This window comes from Escherichia sp. MOD1-EC6300, from assembly GCF_002965045.1.
In the GTDB taxonomy this organism is placed as follows: domain Bacteria; phylum Pseudomonadota; class Gammaproteobacteria; order Enterobacterales; family Enterobacteriaceae; genus Escherichia; species Escherichia coli_F.
Genome location: NZ_PTRH01000025.1, coordinates 24,404 through 41,532, shown reverse-complemented (window position 1 = coordinate 41,532; position 17,129 = coordinate 24,404). Strand labels below are relative to the sequence as shown.

Here is a 17,129-nt window from a genome sequence, read left to right as displayed (position 1 = left end):
CGCCTCGGTCGTGAAGGCTATACCAAAGTACAGAACGCTTCCTACCAGGTTGCCGCTTATCTGGCGGATGAAATCGCTAAACTGGGGCCGTATGAGTTCATCTGTACGGGTCGCCCGGACGAAGGCATCCCGGCGGTTTGCTTCAAACTGAAAGATGGTGAAGATCCGGGATACACCCTGTATGACCTCTCTGAACGTCTGCGTCTGCGCGGCTGGCAGGTTCCGGCTTTCACTCTCGGCGGTGAAGCCACTGACATCGTGGTGATGCGCATTATGTGTCGTCGCGGCTTCGAAATGGACTTTGCTGAACTGTTGCTGGAAGACTACAAAGCCTCCCTGAAATATCTCAGCGACCACCCGAAACTGCAGGGTATTGCCCAGCAGAACAGCTTTAAACACACCTGATAACGTTTAACGGTAACGGTGTCCCGAAACGAACCCGTTTCGGGACAATTTCCAAAGTCTGTTCACTGGCATTAGCAACGGAAAATATTGTTCTGAATACGCTTCAGAACAAAACAGGTGCGGTTCCGACAGGAATACCGTTTTAGGGGGATAATATGGCTACATCAGTACAGACAGGTAAAGCTAAGCAGCTCACATTACTCGGATTTTTTGCCATAACGGCATCGATGGTAATGGCTGTTTATGAATACCCTACTTTCGCAACATCGGGCTTTTCATTAGTCTTCTTCCTGCTATTAGGCGGGATTTTATGGTTTATTCCCGTGGGACTTTGTGCTGCGGAAATGGCTACCGTCGACGGCTGGGAAGAAGGTGGCGTCTTCGCCTGGGTATCAAATACTCTGGGGCCGAGATGGGGGTTTGCAGCGATCTCATTTGGCTATCTGCAAATCGCCATCGGTTTTATTCCAATGCTCTATTTCGTGTTAGGGGCACTCTCCTACATTTTGAAATGGCCAGCGTTGAATGAAGACCCCATTACCAAAACTATTGCAGCACTCATCATTCTTTGGGCGCTGGCATTAACACAGTTTGGTGGCACGAAATACACGGCGCGAATTGCTAAAGTTGGCTTCTTCGCCGGTATCCTGTTACCTGCATTTATTTTGATCGCATTAGCGGCTATTTATCTGCACTCCGGTGCTCCCGTTGCTATCGAAATGGATGCGAAAACCTTCTTCCCTGATTTCTCTAAAGTCGGCACCCTGGTTGTGTTTGTTGCCTTCATTTTGAGTTATATGGGGGTAGAAGCTTCCGCAACCCACGTCAATGAAATGCGCAACCCCGGTCGCGATTATCCGCTGGCGATGTTACTGCTGATGGTGGCGGCAATCTGCTTAAGCTCTGTTGGCGGCTTGTCTATTGCGATGGTTATTCCGGGTAATGAAATCAACCTCTCCGCAGGGGTAATGCAAACCTTTACCGTTCTGATGTCACATGTGGCACCGGAAATTGAGTGGACGGTTCGCGTAATTTCCGCTTTGCTGTTGCTGGGTGTTCTGGCGGAGATCGCTTCCTGGATTGTTGGCCCTTCTCGCGGGATGTATGTCACCGCGCAGAAAAACCTGCTGCCAGCGGCGTTCGCTAAAATGAACAAAAATGGCGTACCGGTAACGCTGGTTATTTCGCAGCTGGTGATTACTACTATCGCGTTGATCATCCTCACCAATACTGGTGGCGGTAACAATATGTCCTTCCTGATCGCCCTGGCGCTGACGGTGGTGATTTATCTGTGTGCTTATTTCATGCTGTTTATTGGCTACATTGTGTTGGTTCTTAAACATCCTGACTTAAAACGCACATTTAATATCCCTGGTGGTAAAGGGGTGAAACTGGTCGTGGCAATTGTCGGTCTGCTGACTTCAATTATGGCGTTTATTGTTTCCTTCCTGCCGCCGGATAATATCCAGGGGGACTCTACCGATATGTATGTCGAATTACTGGTCGTTAGTTTCCTGGTGGTACTTGCCCTGCCCTTTATTCTCTATGCTGTTCATGATCGTAAAGGCAAAGCGAATACCGGCGTATCTCTGGAACCAATCAACAGCCAGAACGCACCGAAAGGTCACTTCTTCCTGCACCCGCGTGCACGTTCACCGCACTATATTGTGATGAATGATAAGAAACACTAACCATGTCTGAATGGTAATAATACAAGGGAGCGATAATTCATCGCTCCCTTTTTCATGCCTGTTGTCGTATTGACTTAACCGGGATAAGTACGAGAATGAGCGCACATCTGTTTACCGGAAACCAGCATATATGGATATCTGCTCCCGAAACGTGAAATTAGCGATTAGAAGACCAGCGGCACTGGTTGCACTGGCACTTTTACTGAGTAGTTGTAAAAGCACGCCTCCAGAGTCAATGGTGACACCACCAACAGGTTTGAAGCCACCAGCTACGACGCAACAATCGTCACAACCGATGCGTGGCATCTGGCTGGCCACAGTGTCTCGCCTCGACTGGCCACCGGTTTCCTCGGTTAATATTAGTAACCCCACCAGCCGGGCACGTGTACAACAACAGGCGATGATCGACAAACTGGATCATCTGCAACGTCTCGGCATAAACACGGTCTTTTTCCAGGTCAAGCCGGACGGTACCGCACTATGGCCATCGAAAATTTTGCCGTGGTCCGATCTTATGACCGGTAAGATTGGCGAAAACCCGGGTTACGATCCGTTGCAATTTATGCTCGACGAAGCCCACAAGCGTGGGATGAAAGTACACGCCTGGTTTAACCCTTACCGCGTATCGGTTAATACAAAGCCTGGTACTATCAGGGAACTGAATAGCACCCTGTCTCAACAACCGGCCAGCGTCTATGTGCAACACCGCGACTGGATTAGAACGTCCGGCGATCGCTTTGTCCTCGACCCTGGTATTCCTGAGGTTCAGGACTGGATCACATCAATAGTCGCGGAAGTGGTTTCCCGCTATCCGGTAGATGGCGTGCAGTTTGACGACTATTTCTATACTGAGTCACCAGCTTCACGGCTAAATGATAACGAAACGTACCGCAAATACGGAGGCGCATTTGCGTCAAAAGCAGACTGGCGGCGCAACAATACTCAGCAGTTAATTGCGAAGGTATCGCACACCATTAAAAGCATTAAGCCGGAAGTCGAATTTGGCGTTAGCCCGGCAGGCGTGTGGCGTAACCGATCACACGATCCGCTCGGTTCCGATACCCGAGGCGCGGCAGCCTATGACGAATCCTACGCTGACACGCGCCGATGGGTGGAACAAGGATTGCTGGATTACATTGCTCCCCAAATTTACTGGCCGTTCTCACGGAGTGCCGCACGTTATGACGTTTTGGCAAAATGGTGGGCGGATGTCGTTAAACCGACCAGGACCCGCCTGTATATCGGTATCGCCTTCTATAAAGTGGGTGAACCTTCAAAGATAGAGCCAGACTGGATGATTAACGGTGGCGTACCGGAACTGAAAAAGCAGCTCGATCTTAACGATGCTGTACCAGAAATCAGCGGCACAATCTTGTTCCGTGAGGACTATCTGAACAAACCTCAGACTCAACAAGCGGTCAGCTATTTGCAAAGTCGTTGGGGCAGTTAAACTTGTAACATGGCCGGTGCTTTACTCACCGGCTTGTTATCCTCTTGAAATATCCCACTAATAATCATGCTTATTTAAGCCAAATTAACCACGCAATTAACCACTCTTAGTTTAATAGCCATAAAACCCCTAATAAAAATGTATGAATATGAAAACCCTACGGTATTCGCTGTTTCCGAAAAATAATTACGATGGGCTATACTCTTCTGAAGAACAGTAGCGTAGATTGAAACTGTCCTAAGTCGCTTATTTCTTTTCAGTATATCTTCATATTTCAGGAGAATATGTGCAGTTAGTCGATCTCGCACGTTGCGTTTCGTTTTTGATTCCGTCTGCTTTCCCAGCCTTATAAGGGTGTGAATTATGGAGATGTATTTTAAAAGAATGAAAGATGAGTGGACCGGGCTTGTCGAACAGGCAGATCCGCTCATTCGTGCCAAAGCCGCGGAAATTGCCGTTGCGCATGCCCATTACCTGAGCATTGAGTTTTACCGAATTGTCCGTATCGACCCGCATGCCGAAGAATTCTTGAGTAATGAACAAGTTGAGCGGCAGCTGAAAAGTGCGATGGAACGCTGGATTATTAATGTGCTTTCTGCCCAGGTTGACGATGTTGAAAGGCTAATACAAATCCAGCATACCGTCGCAGAAGTGCATGCCCGCATCGGCATTCCAGTAGAAATTGTCGAGATGGGGTTTCGGGTGCTGAAAAAAATCCTCTATCCGGTCATCTTCTCTTCGGATTATTCCGCCGCAGAAAAACTTCAGGTCTACCATTTCTCTATTAACAGTATTGATATCGCGATGGAAGTGATGACCCGCGCGTTTACCTTTAGTGACAGTAGTGCCTCAAAGGAAGATGAAAACTATCGTATCTTCTCGTTACTGGAAAACGCCGAAGAAGAAAAAGAACGGCAAATAGCCTCAATACTTTCATGGGAAATAGATATTATCTATAAAGTCTTGCTGGATTCTGATTTAGGCAGTAGTTTGCCTTTAAGCCAGGCTGATTTTGGCCTGTGGTTTAACCATAAAGGTCGACATTATTTTAGCGGCATTGCCGAAGTGGGTCATATCTCCCGCCTGATTCAGGATTTCGACGGTATTTTTAATCAAACCATACGTAATGCAAAAAATTTGAGCAACAAAACTCTACGGGTGAGATTTTTATTACAGATAAGAAATACCGTATCGCAAATTATTACCTTGCTGCGTGAATTATTTGAAGAAGTATCTCGCCACGAAGTGGGTATGGATGTACTGACAAAATTACTTAACCGCCGCTTCCTGCCGACCATCTTTAAACGCGAAATTGCCCATGCCAACCGGACCGGAACCCCCCTGTCAGTGCTGATTATTGACGTTGATAAATTCAAAGAGATCAACGATACGTGGGGCCATAACACCGGTGATGAAATTTTGCGTAAAGTTTCTCAGGCCTTTTACGACAACGTCCGCAGTAGTGATTATGTTTTTCGTTACGGGGGAGATGAATTTATCATTGTCCTGACTGAAGCTTCTGAAAACGAAACGTTACGTACCGCAGAACGTATTCGCAGTCGGGTGGAGAAAACCAAACTGAAAGCCGCAAACGGCGAAGATATTGCCCTCTCACTGTCCATCGGCGCAGCTATGTTTAATGGTCATCCTGACTATGAGCGCCTCATTCAAATAGCCGATGAAGCTCTGTATATCGCCAAAAGACGAGGTAGAAACCGTGTTGAACTCTGGAAAGCCAGTCTTTAGATGCGCCAGGATGCAGAGGTAATCATGAAGCTAACCGATGCGGATAATGCCGCCGATGGCATTTTTTTCCCCGCCCTTGAGCAAAATATGATGGGCGCGGTGTTAATTAACGAAAATGATGAAGTGATGTTTTTCAACCCCGCCGCAGAGAAGCTCTGGGGATACAAACGTGAAGAAGTCATTGGCAAAAACATTGATATGCTGATTCCGCGGGATTTGCGTCCTGCGCATCCTGAATATATCCGTCACAACCGTGAAGGCGGTAAAGCGCGCGTCGAGGGGATGAGTCGGGAGCTGCAGCTGGAGAAAAAAGACGGCAGTAAAATCTGGACCCGTTTTGCGCTATCGAAAGTGAGCGCCGAGGGTAAAATTTATTACCTGGCGCTGGTACGTGATGCCAGCGTAGAAATGGCGCAAAAAGAACAGACCCGACAATTGATTATTGCTGTTGACCATCTCGACCGACCGGTGATTGTCCTCGATCCGGAACGCCATATTGTGCAGTGCAATCGCGCATTTACCGAAATGTTTGGTTACTGCATTAGCGAAGCCAGCGGTATGCAGCCCGATACACTCCTGAACATTCCAGAATTCCCTGCTGATAACCGCATTCGTTTACAACAGTTGCTATGGAAAACCGCCCGCGATCAGGACGAATTTCTGCTGTTGACGCGCACCGGTGAAAAAATCTGGATCAAAGCCTCTATCAGCCCGGTCTATGATGTGCTCGCACATCTGCAGAACCTGGTAATGACTTTCTCGGATATCACCGAAGAACGGCAAATCCGCCAGCTTGAAGGCAATATTCTCGCCGCCATGTGCAGCAGCCCGCCATTTCATGAAATGGGGGAAATCATTTGTCGTAACATCGAATCTGTTCTCAACGAATCGCATGTTTCGCTGTTCGCGCTGCGCAACGGGATGCCGATACACTGGGCGTCATCTTCGCACGGTACAGAAGTTCAAAATGCGCAAAGCTGGTCAGCGACCATTCGTCAGCGTGATGGCGCACCGGCGGGGATCCTGCAAATTAAAACCTCGTCAGGAGCAGAAACCAGCGCCTTTATCGAACGTGTGGCAGATATCAGCCAGCATATGGCCGCGCTGGCGCTGGAACAGGAAAAAAGCCGTCAGCATATTGAACAACTCATCCAATTTGATCCGATGACCGGTCTGCCAAATCGCAATAACCTGCACAATTACCTCGATGACCTGGTCGACAAAGCCGTCTCTCCGGTGGTCTATCTCATCGGTGTTGACCATATTCAGGATGTGATTGATAGCCTTGGCTATGCGTGGGCCGATCAGGCATTGCTGGAAGTGGTCAATCGCTTTCGTGAAAAACTCAAACCGGATCAGTATCTCTGTCGTATCGAAGGTACGCAGTTTGTCCTCGTGAGCCTGGAAAACGACGTCAGTAACATTACCCAAATCGCCGATGAGCTACGGAATGTGGTCAGCAAGCCGATAATGATTGACGATAAACCATTCCCGCTCACCTTGAGCATTGGCATCAGCTACGACGTGGGTAAAAACCGCGATTACCTGCTCTCCACTGCTCACAATGCAATGGATTTTATTCGCAAAAATGGCGGTAACGGCTGGCAGTTCTTCAGCCCGGTGATGAACGAAATGGTGAAAGAACGATTGATATTAGGCGCAGCGCTGAAAGAAGCGATTAGCAATAACCAACTGAAACTGGTTTACCAACCACAAATCTTCGCAGAAACGGGTGAACTGTATGGTATCGAAGCCCTTGCTCGCTGGCACGATCCTCTGCATGGTCATGTGCCCCCTTCACGGTTTATTCCTCTCGCAGAAGAGATTGGCGAAATCGAAAATATTGGGCGCTGGGTCATCGCGGAAGCTTGCCGTCAGTTAGCAGAATGGCGTAGCCAGAATATTCATATTCCAGCGTTATCCGTTAACTTGTCTGCGCTGCACTTCCGCAGTAATCAGCTGCCTAATCAGGTGTCTGATGCAATGCAAGTCTGGGGCATTGACGGCCACCAGCTAACGGTGGAAATCACCGAAAGCATGATGATGGAACACGATACGGAAATTTTTAAGCGCATCCAGATCCTGCGCGATATGGGCGTGGGTTTATCGGTAGATGATTTTGGCACGGGCTTTTCCGGATTATCCCGCTTAGTCAGTCTTCCGGTAACGGAAATCAAAATTGACAAAAGTTTTGTTGATCGTTGTCTGACGGAAAAACGCATCCTTGCCTTACTTGAAGCCATTACCAGCATTGGGCAAAGCCTCAATTTAACCGTCGTGGCGGAAGGCGTCGAAACCAAAGAGCAATTTGAGATGCTACGTAAGATCCACTGTCGCGTTATTCAGGGATATTTCTTTTCCCGGCCCCTTCCCGCCGAAGAAATTCCAGGCTGGATGAGCAGCGTGTTACCGCTGAAAATCTGACAAATTCCTCTCGCCCGCACTCGCGGGTTTTCATTTAACGTGACACTGTCACTTAAATACTGTGATTTCAGCTACGATTCCGGGAGATTCCTTCCTTAACTTCCCCTCTTGCACCAAAACTGCACTACGCTGCACAAATGTTGATCAAAAGTTAAAAAATATAACTTTAAGCCAGCATTCTGGCGCTTATCCCGGCATGGCATGAGATCTGCATAAGCGGAAAGCGCAGCAATTTTTGTCTTATACAGGAACCGTTTATGTCGGATACCACCGAACTGGTTGATTTAGCCGTGATCTTCCCTGATCTGGAGATCGAATTGAAATACGCCTGCGCTGATAACATCACAGGTAAAGCTATTTATCAGCAAGCGCGTTGTCTGTTACACAAGGATGCGATTACCGCGCTGGCGAAAAGTATCAGTATCGCCCAGCTGTCAGGCTTACAACTGGTGATTTACGATGCGTATCGCCCACAACAAGCACAGGCGATGTTGTGGCAAACCTGCCCAGACCCGCAATATGTTGTTGATGTGACGGTCGGTTCTAATCACAGCCGTGGCACCGCGATCGACCTGACGCTTCGTGATGAGCACGGGAACATCCTCGATGAAATGCACGAACGTTCCCATGCTTACCATCCTTCCGTCCCGCCCGCCGCTCAGCGCAATCGCCTGTTGCTGAATGCGATTATGACTGGCGGTGGCTTTGTCGGTATCCCGAGCGAATGGTGGCACTTCGAATTACCCCAGGCAGCGAGTTACCCACTACTCGCTGATCAATTCACCTGTTTTATATCCCCTGGCACACAGCACGCCAGTTAATCAGGAAACTGTCATGAAGAGATCGATTTCGTTTCGTCCTACATTGCTCGCGATCGTCCTTGCCACAACAATGCCGGTTGCGCACGCCGCCGTACCGAAAGATATGCTGGTGATCGGTAAAGCTGCCGACCCACAAACCCTCGACCCGGCGGTGACAATTGATAATAACGACTGGACAGTGACCTACCCGTCTTATCAGCGACTGGTTCAGTACAAAACGGACGGTGATAAAGGCTCAACAGACGTTGAAGGCGATCTGGCGAGTAGCTGGAAAGCGTCTGACGATCAAAAAGAGTGGACGTTCACCCTGAAGGACAATGCTAAATTTGCCGATGGCACACCCGTCACTGCCGAAGCAGTAAAACTCTCTTTTGAGCGGTTACTAAAAATCGGTCAGGGGCCAGCAGAAGCATTTCCCAAAGATTTAAAGATTGATGCTCCCGACGAACATACGGTGAGGTTTACCCTTAGCCAGCCATTCGCACCGTTCCTCTACACGCTGGCGAATGACGGTGCATCCATTATCAATCCGGCGGTCTTAAAAGAACATGCGGCCGATGATGCCCGTGGTTTCCTCGCGCAAAATACCGCTGGCTCCGGACCGTTTATGCTGAAAAGCTGGCAAAAAGGTCAGCAATTAGTTCTGGTGCCAAATCCGCATTACCCCGGCAATAACCCGAACTTCAAACGGGTATCGGTAAAAATTATCGGTGAAAGTGCCTCCCGTCGCCTGCAGCTCTCCCGTGGCGACATTGACATTGCCGATGCGCTGCCGGTGGATCAACTCAACGCCCTGAAGCAGGAAAACAAAGTCAACGTGGCAGAGTATCCGTCACTGCGCGTCACCTATCTGTATCTCAATAACAGCAAAGCGCCACTTAATCAGGCGGATCTGCGTCGGGCCATTTCCTGGTCTACCGATTATCAGGGTATGGTTAACGGCATTCTGAGTGGTAACGGAAAACAAATGCGCGGCCCGATTCCGGAAGGCATGTGGGGATACGATGCGACGGCAATGCAATACAACCATGACGAAACGAAAGCCAAAGCCGAATGGGATAAAGTGACGAGCAAACCCACCAGCCTGACGTTTCTCTACTCCGATAACGACCCAAACTGGGAGCCTATTGCTCTGGCAACACAATCCAGCCTCAACAAGCTGGGCATCAATGTGAAGCTGGAAAAGCTGGCGAACGCCACCATGCGCGACAGAGTGGGTAAAGGTGATTACGACATCGCGATTGGCAACTGGAGTCCGGATTTTGCCGACCCGTATATGTTTATGAATTACTGGTTTGAGTCCGACAAAAAAGGTCTGCCGGGTAACCGCTCGTTCTATGAAAACAGTGAGGTCGATAAGTTACTGCGCAATGCGCTAGCGACCACCGACCAGACGCAGCGTACCCGGGACTACCAGCAGGCACAGAAAATCGTCATTGATGACGCTGCTTATGTGTACCTGTTCCAGAAAAACTACCAACTGGCGATGAACAAAGAGGTGAAAGGCTTTGTGTTCAATCCCATGCTGGAACAGGTCTTCAATATCAATACCATGAGTAAATAACGTGACCTTCTGGAGTATTTTACGCCAACGCTGCTGGGGGCTGGTGCTCGTGGTGGCGGGCGTCTGCGTGATTACGTTTATTATCTCGCACCTGATCCCCGGCGATCCGGCGCGGTTACTGGCGGGTGACCGCGCCAGCGATGCTATCGTGGATAATATTCGCCAGCAACTGGGACTGGACCAGCCACTGTACGTACAGTTTTACCGCTACGTCAGCGACCTGTTTCAGGGTGACCTGGGAACATCCATTCGTACCGGGCGTCCGGTGCTGGAAGAGTTGCGCATATTTTTCCCGGCGACGCTGGAACTGGCATTTTGCGCTCTGCTGCTGGCACTCCTGGTTGGTATCCCGCTGGGCATACTCTCTGCAGTCTGGCGAAATCGCTGGCTGGATCATCTGGTGCGAATAATGGCCATTACTGGAATCTCCACACCTGCGTTCTGGCTTGGGCTGGGCGTCATTGTGCTGTTTTATGGTCATCTGCAAATTCTTCCCGGCGGCGGAAGGCTTGATGACTGGCTGGATCCACCAACGCACGTTACCGGCTTTTATCTGCTCGATGCGCTGCTTGAAGGCAACGGTGAAGTCTTCCTCAATGCGCTGCAACATCTCATCTTACCGGCATTAACGCTGGCGTTCGTTCACCTGGGGATTGTCGCTCGCCAGATCCGCTCAGCTATGCTGGAACAATTGAGTGAAGACTACATTCGTACCGCCCGGGCCAGCGGCTTGCCCGGCTGGTATATCGTTTTATGTTATGCGCTACCCAATGCGTTGATCCCCTCGATTACCGTATTGGGGCTGGCGCTGGGCGATTTGTTGTATGGCGCAGTGCTCACCGAAACCGTTTTTGCCTGGCCCGGAATGGGTGCATGGGTAGTAACATCAATACAGGCGCTCGACTTCCCGGCAGTGATGGGCTTTGCCGTCGTGGTTTCATTTGCTTATGTGCTGGTCAACCTGGTGGTGGATTTGCTCTATTTGTGGATTGATCCGCGTATCGGACGTGGAGGTGATGAATGATGCTAAGCGAGGAAACGTCCGTCGTACGCCCACCAAAACAAACGCGATTTAACGGTGCAAAACTGGTATGGATGCTGAAAGGCAGTCCGCTCACCGTGACCGGCGCAGTCATCATTGTATTAATGCTACTGATGATGATTTTTTCACCGTGGCTGGCGACGCATGATCCCAACGCCATTGATTTAACTGCCCGCCTTTTGCCGCCTTCTGCGGCGCACTGGTTTGGCACCGATGAAGTGGGACGCGATCTGTTTAGCCGCGTACTGGTCGGCAGTCAGCAATCAATTCTCGCCGGATTAGTGGTGGTCGCCATTGCGGGTATGATGGGTTCGCTACTCGGGTGTCTATCCGGTGTGCTTGGCGGACGCGCAGACGCGATCATCATGCGCATCATGGACATTATGCTGTCGATTCCTTCGCTGGTGCTGACAATGGCGCTGGCTGCCGCACTTGGACCGAGTTTGTTTAACGCCATGCTGGCGATTGCTATCGTGCGAATCCCGTTTTATGTGCGCCTGGCGCGGGGGCAAACATTAGTTGTCCGCCAGTACACTTACGTTCAGGCGGCGAAAACCTTTGGTGCGTCACGCTGGCATCTGATCAACTGGCATATTTTACGTAACTCCCTGCCGCCGCTGATTGTGCAGGCATCGCTGGATATTGGTAGCGCGATTTTAATGGCCGCCACGTTGGGATTTATTGGCCTGGGTGCTCAACAACCGAGTGCTGAATGGGGGGCGATGGTGGCGAATGGTCGCAACTATGTGCTCGATCAATGGTGGTATTGCGCATTTCCGGGGGCAGCGATTTTGCTTACCGCCGTCGGGTTCAATCTCTTTGGTGATGGTATTCGCGATCTGCTTGACCCGAAAGCAGGAGGAAAGCAGTCATGACCCAACCCGTTCTGGACATTCAACAGCTGCATTTGAGTTTCTCCGGTTTTAACGGCGACGTTCACGCGCTCAACAATGTGTCATTGAAAATCAACCGCGGTGAAATTGTCGGTCTGGTGGGAGAATCCGGCTCGGGTAAATCAGTCACTGCAATGTTGATTATGCGTCTGTTACCGACGGGCAGTTATTGCGTACATCGGGGACATATTTCACTGCTGGGAGAAGATGCTCTTAACGCTCGGGAAAAACAGCTTCGTCAGTGGCGCGGCGCACGAGTGGCGATGATCTTTCAGGAACCGATGACCGCCCTAAATCCGACACGTCGAATAGGTCTTCAGATGATGGACGTGATCCGCCATCATCAACCAATAAGTCGTCGGGAAGCCAGAGCTAAAGCGATTGCCCTGCTGGAAGAGATGCAAATCCCGGATGCCGTGGAAGTTATGTCGCGCTATCCGTTTGAGCTTTCAGGTGGTATGCGCCAGCGGGTAATGATTGCGCTGGCATTCTCCTGCGAGCCGCAATTGATTATTGCCGACGAACCGACTACGGCGCTGGACGTCACGGTACAGTTGCAGGTACTGCGTCTGCTTAAACATAAAGCCCGCGCCAGTGGAACTGCGGTACTGTTCATCAGCCATGATATGGCCGTGGTGTCGCAACTGTGCGATAGCGTTTACGTGATGTATGCCGGAAGCGTGATCGAGAGCGGTATGACGGCAGACGTTATCCATCATCCCCGGCATCCGTATACCATTGGTTTGCTGCAATGCGCACCGGAACATGGAATACCACGCCAGCCATTACCCGCCATTCCAGGGACGGTACCAAACCTCACCCATTTGCCTGATGGCTGCGCTTTTCGCGATCGTTGCTATGCGGCAGGTACACAGTGTGAAAACGTCCCGGCGCTGACAGCGTGTGGTGACAACAACCACCGCTGCGCCTGTTGGTATCCTCAGCAGGAGGTCATTAGTGTCTGACACGTTATTAACGTTACGCGACGTCCATATCAATTTCCCGGCCCGAAAAAACTGGCTTGGTAAAACTACGGAACATGTTCATGCCATCAATGGTATTGATTTACAGATCCGTCGTGGTGAAACCTTAGGGATCGTCGGTGAGTCAGGCTGCGGCAAAAGCACCCTCGCACAGCTTTTAATGGGTATGCTGCAACCGAGCCACGGGCAGTACATCCGTTCAGGATCACAACGCATTATGCAGATGGTGTTTCAGGACCCGCTCTCTTCGCTTAATCCGCGCTTACCGGTGTGGCGCATCATCACGGAACCGCTCTGGATTGCTAAGCGTAGTAGTGAACAACAGCGGCGAGCGTTGGCAGAGGAGCTGTCTGTGCAGGTGGGTATTCGTCCGGAGTATCTCGACCGCTTGCTTCATGCGTTCTCAGGCGGGCAGCGGCAACGTATCGCCATTGCCAGAGCACTCTCTTCGCAGCCTGACCTGATTGTGCTTGATGAACCCACCTCGGCGCTGGATATCTCCGTGCAGGCGCAGATCCTCAATTTACTGGTAACGCTACAGGAAAATCGCGAGCTGACTTATGTGCTGATTTCACACAATGTCTCGGTGATACGTCATATGAGCGATCGGGTGGCGGTGATGTATCTCGGACAGATTGTGGAACTAGGAGACGCGCAACAGGTGCTGACAGCTCCGGCACATCCATACACCCGATTATTGCTGGATTCCCTCCCCGCCATTGATAAACCGCTGGAGGAAGAATGGGCATTGCGTAAAACGGATCTACCAGGAAACCGCACGTTGCCACAAGGCTGTTTTTTCCGTGAACGTTGCCCTCTGGCAACCCACGGATGTGAAGTCCGGCAATCATTAACAATAAGGGAGGACGGACGTGAGATCCGGTGCTGGCGGGCGCTGTAGAGACGCTAACAACGCATCAGGCAATCACGCGCCTGACGCGTCATCCGGCAACGCTTTACGATTTCAACTGGTAATCAAGCGTAATTTCAGCTTTCAGTACCTGAGAAACCGGGCATCCTGCTTTTGCTTTCTGGATAATGCCGTCAAAAGTAGAGGCATCAATACCCGGCACCGCAACTTCGCTCTTCAGTGCGATTTTAGTAATCGCAAACCCGGCATCCACTTTATCCAGCGACACATCGGCGGTGGTATCAATCGATGTGGGCGTGAATCCTGCTTCCCCCAGCATTAATGAAAGCGCCATTGAGAAACATGCTGCATGCGCCGCGCCAATTAGTTCTTCAGGGTTAGTTCCTTTTTCGCCTTCAAAACGCGTATTAAATCCATACGGCTGTTGGTTCAGTACGCCGCTCTCGGTGGAAACGGTTCCCTTCCCGCGTTTGATATCGCCTTCCCAGTGTGCCTGACCTTTCTTATGGATTGTCATTGTTGCTCTCCTGTGGGCTTAAAAAGGAAATTATAGACTACGTGAGAAACAGCATGAGGATAAGCGGGATATTCCGAATAGAATCCGGCGAAAATATTATCTATGTACTTAAATAAAATTTCCACAATAGATAACCGGGAATATATAACTCAAGAGATATTGCATCAATATCAATCAACTCACACCAATAATATTCCCATTAATATCATGGAGTTAAAATATAAAAATCATCAACCAGGACTAATCTTAACAACGAAGCGGCAAATATTTGCCATGCTGAATGTGCTTTATAAATCTGCGATCCGTAGCAGACACCATAAATACACAGACACGGAGAATCACTATGTTTACTTATTATCAGGCAGAAAATTCAACAGCAGAACCCGCTCTGGTTAATGCCATTGAGCAAGGCCTTCGGGCAGAACACGGTGTTGTCACTGAAGATGACATTCTCATGGAGCTGACCAAATGGGTGGAAGCTTCTGATAACGACATCCTCAATGATATCTACCAGCAAACGATCAATTATGTGGTCAGTGGCCAGCACCCTACGCTTTAAGGTGCTATGCTTGATCGGCAACCTAATTTAGGGGTTTAGCACGTGTTTCTTCGCTACGGCGATGTTGTCCTTAAAACTAGCAACAGGATTGAGGAGTTAAAATGAAATCGAACCGTCAGGCACGTCATATTCTTGGACTGGACCATAAAATTTCTAACCAGCGCAAAATAGTTACCGAAGGTGACAAATCCAGCGTGGTAAATAACCCAACCGGCAGAAAACGCCCCGCTGAAAAGTAATTCATAACCATCAGTCCTCAATGACGATTAAACACCATTGCCTGCGCAATGGTGTTTTTGTTTTTAACTGCTTTATACTTGGAGCCGACGCCCTGGCGGTAAAGCAAAGACGATAAAAGCACCCCAGGGATGGATATTCAAAAAAGAGTGAGTGACATGGAACCAAAAACAAAAAAACAGCGTTCGCTTTATATTCCTTACGCTGGCCCTGTACTGTTGGAATTTCCGTTGTTGAATAAAGGCAGTGCCTTCAGCATGGAAGAACGCCGTAACTTCAACCTGCTGGGGTTACTGCCGGAAGTGGTCGAAACCATCGAAGAACAAGCGGAACGCGCATGGATCCAGTATCAGGGATTCAAAACCGAAATCGACAAACACATCTACCTGCGTAACATCCAGGACACCAACGAAACCCTCTTCTACCGTCTGGTAAACAATCATCTTGATGAGATGATGCCTGTTATTTATACCCCAACCGTCGGCGCAGCCTGTGAGCGTTTTTCTGAGATCTACCGCCGTTCACGCGGCGTGTTTATCTCTTACCAGAACCGCCACAATATGGACGATATTCTGCAAAACGTGCCGAACCATAATATTAAAGTGATTGTGGTGACTGACGGCGAACGTATTCTGGGGCTTGGTGACCAGGGCATCGGCGGGATGGGCATTCCGATCGGTAAACTGTCGCTCTATACCGCTTGTGGCGGCATCAGCCCGGCGTATACCCTTCCGGTGGTGCTGGATGTCGGGACGAATAACCAACAGCTGCTTAACGATCCGCTGTATATGGGCTGGCGTAATCCACGTATTACTGACGACGAATACTATGAATTCGTTGATGAATTTATCCAGGCTGTGAAACAACGCTGGCCGGACGTGCTGTTGCAGTTTGAAGACTTCGCACAAAAAAATGCGATGCCGTTACTTAACCGCTATCGCAATGAAATTTGTTCTTTTAACGATGACATTCAGGGCACCGCGGCGGTAACGGTAGGCACGCTGATCGCAGCAAGTCGCGCGGCAGGTGGTCAGTTAAGCGAGAAAAAGATTGTCTTCCTCGGCGCAGGTTCAGCGGGATGCGGCATTGCCGAAATGATCATTGCCCAGACTCAGCGTGAAGGATTAAGCGAGGAAACGGCGCGGCAGAAAGTCTTTATGGTCGATCGCTTTGGTCTGCTCACCGACAAGATGCCGAATCTGCTGCCTTTCCAGACTAAACTGGTGCAGAAGCGCGAAAATCTCAGTGACTGGGATACTGACAGCGATGTGCTGTCACTGCTTGATGTGGTGCGCAATGTCAAACCGGATATTCTGATTGGCGTCTCAGGACAGACCGGGCTGTTTACGGAAGAGATCATCCGTGAGATGCACAAACACTGTCCGCGTCCGATCGTGATGCCGCTGTCTAACCCGACTTCACGTGTGGAAGCCACACCGCAGGACATTATCGCCTGGACCGAAGGTAACGCGCTGGTCGCCACCGGCAGTCCGTTTAATCCGGTGGTATGGAAAGATAAAATCTACCCCATCGCCCAGTGTAACAACGCCTTCATTTTCCCTGGCATCGGGCTGGGTGTTATTGCTTCCGGCGCGTCACGTATCACCGATGAGATGCTGATGTCGGCAAGTGAAACGCTTGCTCAATATTCGCCGCTGGTCCTGAACGGCGAAGGTCTGGTACTGCCGGAACTGAAAGATATTCAGAAAGTCTCCCGCGCAATTGCGTTTGCGGTTGGCAAAATGGCGCAGCAGCAAGGCGTGGCGGTGAAAACCTCCGCCGAAGCTCTGCAACAGGCCATTGATGATAACTTCTGGCAAGCCGAATACCGCGACTACCGCCGTACATCCATCTAAGCCTGCGCCCGGTAGTGACTGCTACCGGGCAATTTTCCTCTTCCTTTTTCAGATCTCATCCATACTGGGT

The 17,129-nt window shown here is 50.0% G+C and carries 15 protein-coding genes; 14 read left to right on the top strand and 1 reads right to left on the bottom strand.

Annotation, left to right across the window (positions count from 1 at the left end; genetic code table 11):
• The 11 genes from BGE37_RS23345 to BGE37_RS23295 form a co-directional block, all read left to right on the top strand.
• Window positions 1-405: pyridoxal-dependent decarboxylase (locus BGE37_RS23345; RefSeq protein ID WP_001773767.1), on the top strand; the 405-nt coding region annotated here is incomplete at its 5' end.
• Between the two features lie 155 nt (window positions 406-560).
• A complete protein-coding gene (gene gadC, locus BGE37_RS23340) occupies window positions 561-2,096 on the top strand; it encodes an acid resistance gamma-aminobutyrate antiporter GadC (protein ID WP_000246007.1) in 1,536 nt (511 codons plus the stop codon).
• 130 nt (window positions 2,097-2,226) lie between these two features.
• Window positions 2,227-3,546 carry a family 10 glycosylhydrolase gene (locus BGE37_RS23335; RefSeq protein WP_105277748.1) on the top strand — a complete coding sequence of 440 codons (1,320 nt, stop codon included), beginning with the start codon at window positions 2,227-2,229 and terminating at the stop codon, window positions 3,544-3,546.
• 363 nt (window positions 3,547-3,909) lie between these two features.
• Entirely contained in the window at window positions 3,910-5,292 is a 1,383-nt protein-coding gene (dosC, locus tag BGE37_RS23330) for a diguanylate cyclase DosC (protein ID WP_105272217.1), read from the top strand.
• 24 nt (window positions 5,293-5,316) lie between these two features.
• Window positions 5,317-7,716, top strand: a complete 2,400-nt coding sequence (dosP, locus tag BGE37_RS23325) for an oxygen-sensing cyclic-di-GMP phosphodiesterase DosP (RefSeq protein ID WP_123057352.1) — start codon at window positions 5,317-5,319, stop codon at window positions 7,714-7,716.
• A 257-nt stretch (window positions 7,717-7,973) separates the two neighbouring features.
• On the top strand, window positions 7,974-8,537 hold the full coding sequence (ddpX, locus tag BGE37_RS23320; RefSeq protein WP_105288503.1) for a D-alanyl-D-alanine dipeptidase: 564 nt from the start codon (window positions 7,974-7,976) through the stop codon (window positions 8,535-8,537).
• A gap of 13 nt (window positions 8,538-8,550) precedes the next feature.
• The gene (locus BGE37_RS23315) at window positions 8,551-10,101 is read left to right on the top strand and encodes an ABC transporter substrate-binding protein (RefSeq protein ID WP_105288502.1); all 1,551 of its coding nucleotides are present in this window, start codon (window positions 8,551-8,553) and stop codon (window positions 10,099-10,101) included.
• A gap of 1 nt (window position 10,102) precedes the next feature.
• On the top strand, window positions 10,103-11,125 hold the full coding sequence (locus tag BGE37_RS23310; RefSeq protein WP_105288501.1) for an ABC transporter permease: 1,023 nt from the start codon (window positions 10,103-10,105) through the stop codon (window positions 11,123-11,125).
• A complete protein-coding gene (gene ddpC / locus BGE37_RS23305) occupies window positions 11,122-12,018 on the top strand; it encodes a D,D-dipeptide ABC transporter permease (protein WP_032184225.1) in 897 nt (298 codons plus the stop codon). Before BGE37_RS23310 ends, ddpC begins: the two co-directional genes overlap by 4 nt.
• Window positions 12,015-13,001 (top strand): ABC transporter ATP-binding protein, encoded by a 987-nt coding sequence (locus BGE37_RS23300; protein ID WP_032184224.1) that lies wholly within the window; start codon window positions 12,015-12,017, stop codon window positions 12,999-13,001. Before ddpC ends, BGE37_RS23300 begins: the two co-directional genes overlap by 4 nt.
• Window positions 12,994-13,920 carry an oligopeptide/dipeptide ABC transporter ATP-binding protein gene (locus BGE37_RS23295; protein WP_105288500.1) on the top strand — a complete coding sequence of 309 codons (927 nt, stop codon included), beginning with the start codon at window positions 12,994-12,996 and terminating at the stop codon, window positions 13,918-13,920. The genes BGE37_RS23300 and BGE37_RS23295 overlap by 8 nt, the downstream gene beginning before the upstream one ends.
• A 55-nt stretch (window positions 13,921-13,975) precedes the next feature.
• Here the strand turns inward: BGE37_RS23295 and osmC are convergent, their stop codons facing one another.
• Complete coding sequence (gene osmC, locus BGE37_RS23290; protein ID WP_000152305.1) at window positions 13,976-14,407, bottom strand: peroxiredoxin OsmC; 432 nt, start codon at window positions 14,405-14,407, stop codon at window positions 13,976-13,978.
• Window positions 14,408-14,750: 343 nt separating this feature from the next.
• Between osmC and bdm the strand changes: the two genes are divergently transcribed.
• The 3 genes from bdm (at window position 14,751) to maeA (ending at window position 17,059) form a co-directional block, all read left to right on the top strand.
• The gene (bdm, locus tag BGE37_RS23280) at window positions 14,751-14,966 is read left to right on the top strand and encodes a biofilm-dependent modulation protein (RefSeq protein WP_105279170.1); all 216 of its coding nucleotides are present in this window, start codon (window positions 14,751-14,753) and stop codon (window positions 14,964-14,966) included.
• 101 nt (window positions 14,967-15,067) lie between these two features.
• On the top strand, window positions 15,068-15,205 hold the full coding sequence (gene sra / locus BGE37_RS23275) for a stationary-phase-induced ribosome-associated protein (protein ID WP_000841554.1): 138 nt from the start codon (window positions 15,068-15,070) through the stop codon (window positions 15,203-15,205).
• Between the two features lie 156 nt (window positions 15,206-15,361).
• A complete protein-coding gene (gene maeA, locus BGE37_RS23270; protein ID WP_000433471.1) occupies window positions 15,362-17,059 on the top strand; it encodes a malate dehydrogenase in 1,698 nt (565 codons plus the stop codon).
• The last annotated feature ends 70 nt before the right edge of the window (window positions 17,060-17,129 follow it).

Coding starts and splice junctions, on each gene's coding strand:
- gadC (WP_000246007.1), top strand. CDS start 561: ATGGCTACATCAGTACAGACAGGTAAAGCTAAGCAGCTCACATTACTC.
- BGE37_RS23335 (WP_105277748.1), top strand. CDS start 2,227: ATGGATATCTGCTCCCGAAACGTGAAATTAGCGATTAGAAGACCAGCG.
- dosC (WP_105272217.1), top strand. CDS start 3,910: ATGGAGATGTATTTTAAAAGAATGAAAGATGAGTGGACCGGGCTTGTC.
- dosP (WP_123057352.1), top strand. CDS start 5,317: ATGAAGCTAACCGATGCGGATAATGCCGCCGATGGCATTTTTTTCCCC.
- ddpX (WP_105288503.1), top strand. CDS start 7,974: ATGTCGGATACCACCGAACTGGTTGATTTAGCCGTGATCTTCCCTGAT.
- BGE37_RS23315 (WP_105288502.1), top strand. CDS start 8,551: ATGAAGAGATCGATTTCGTTTCGTCCTACATTGCTCGCGATCGTCCTT.
- ddpC (WP_032184225.1), top strand. CDS start 11,122: ATGATGCTAAGCGAGGAAACGTCCGTCGTACGCCCACCAAAACAAACG.
- BGE37_RS23300 (WP_032184224.1), top strand. CDS start 12,015: ATGACCCAACCCGTTCTGGACATTCAACAGCTGCATTTGAGTTTCTCC.
- osmC (WP_000152305.1), bottom strand. CDS start 14,407: ATGACAATCCATAAGAAAGGTCAGGCACACTGGGAAGGCGATATCAAA.
- bdm (WP_105279170.1), top strand. CDS start 14,751: ATGTTTACTTATTATCAGGCAGAAAATTCAACAGCAGAACCCGCTCTG.
- sra (WP_000841554.1), top strand. CDS start 15,068: ATGAAATCGAACCGTCAGGCACGTCATATTCTTGGACTGGACCATAAA.
- maeA (WP_000433471.1), top strand. CDS start 15,362: ATGGAACCAAAAACAAAAAAACAGCGTTCGCTTTATATTCCTTACGCT.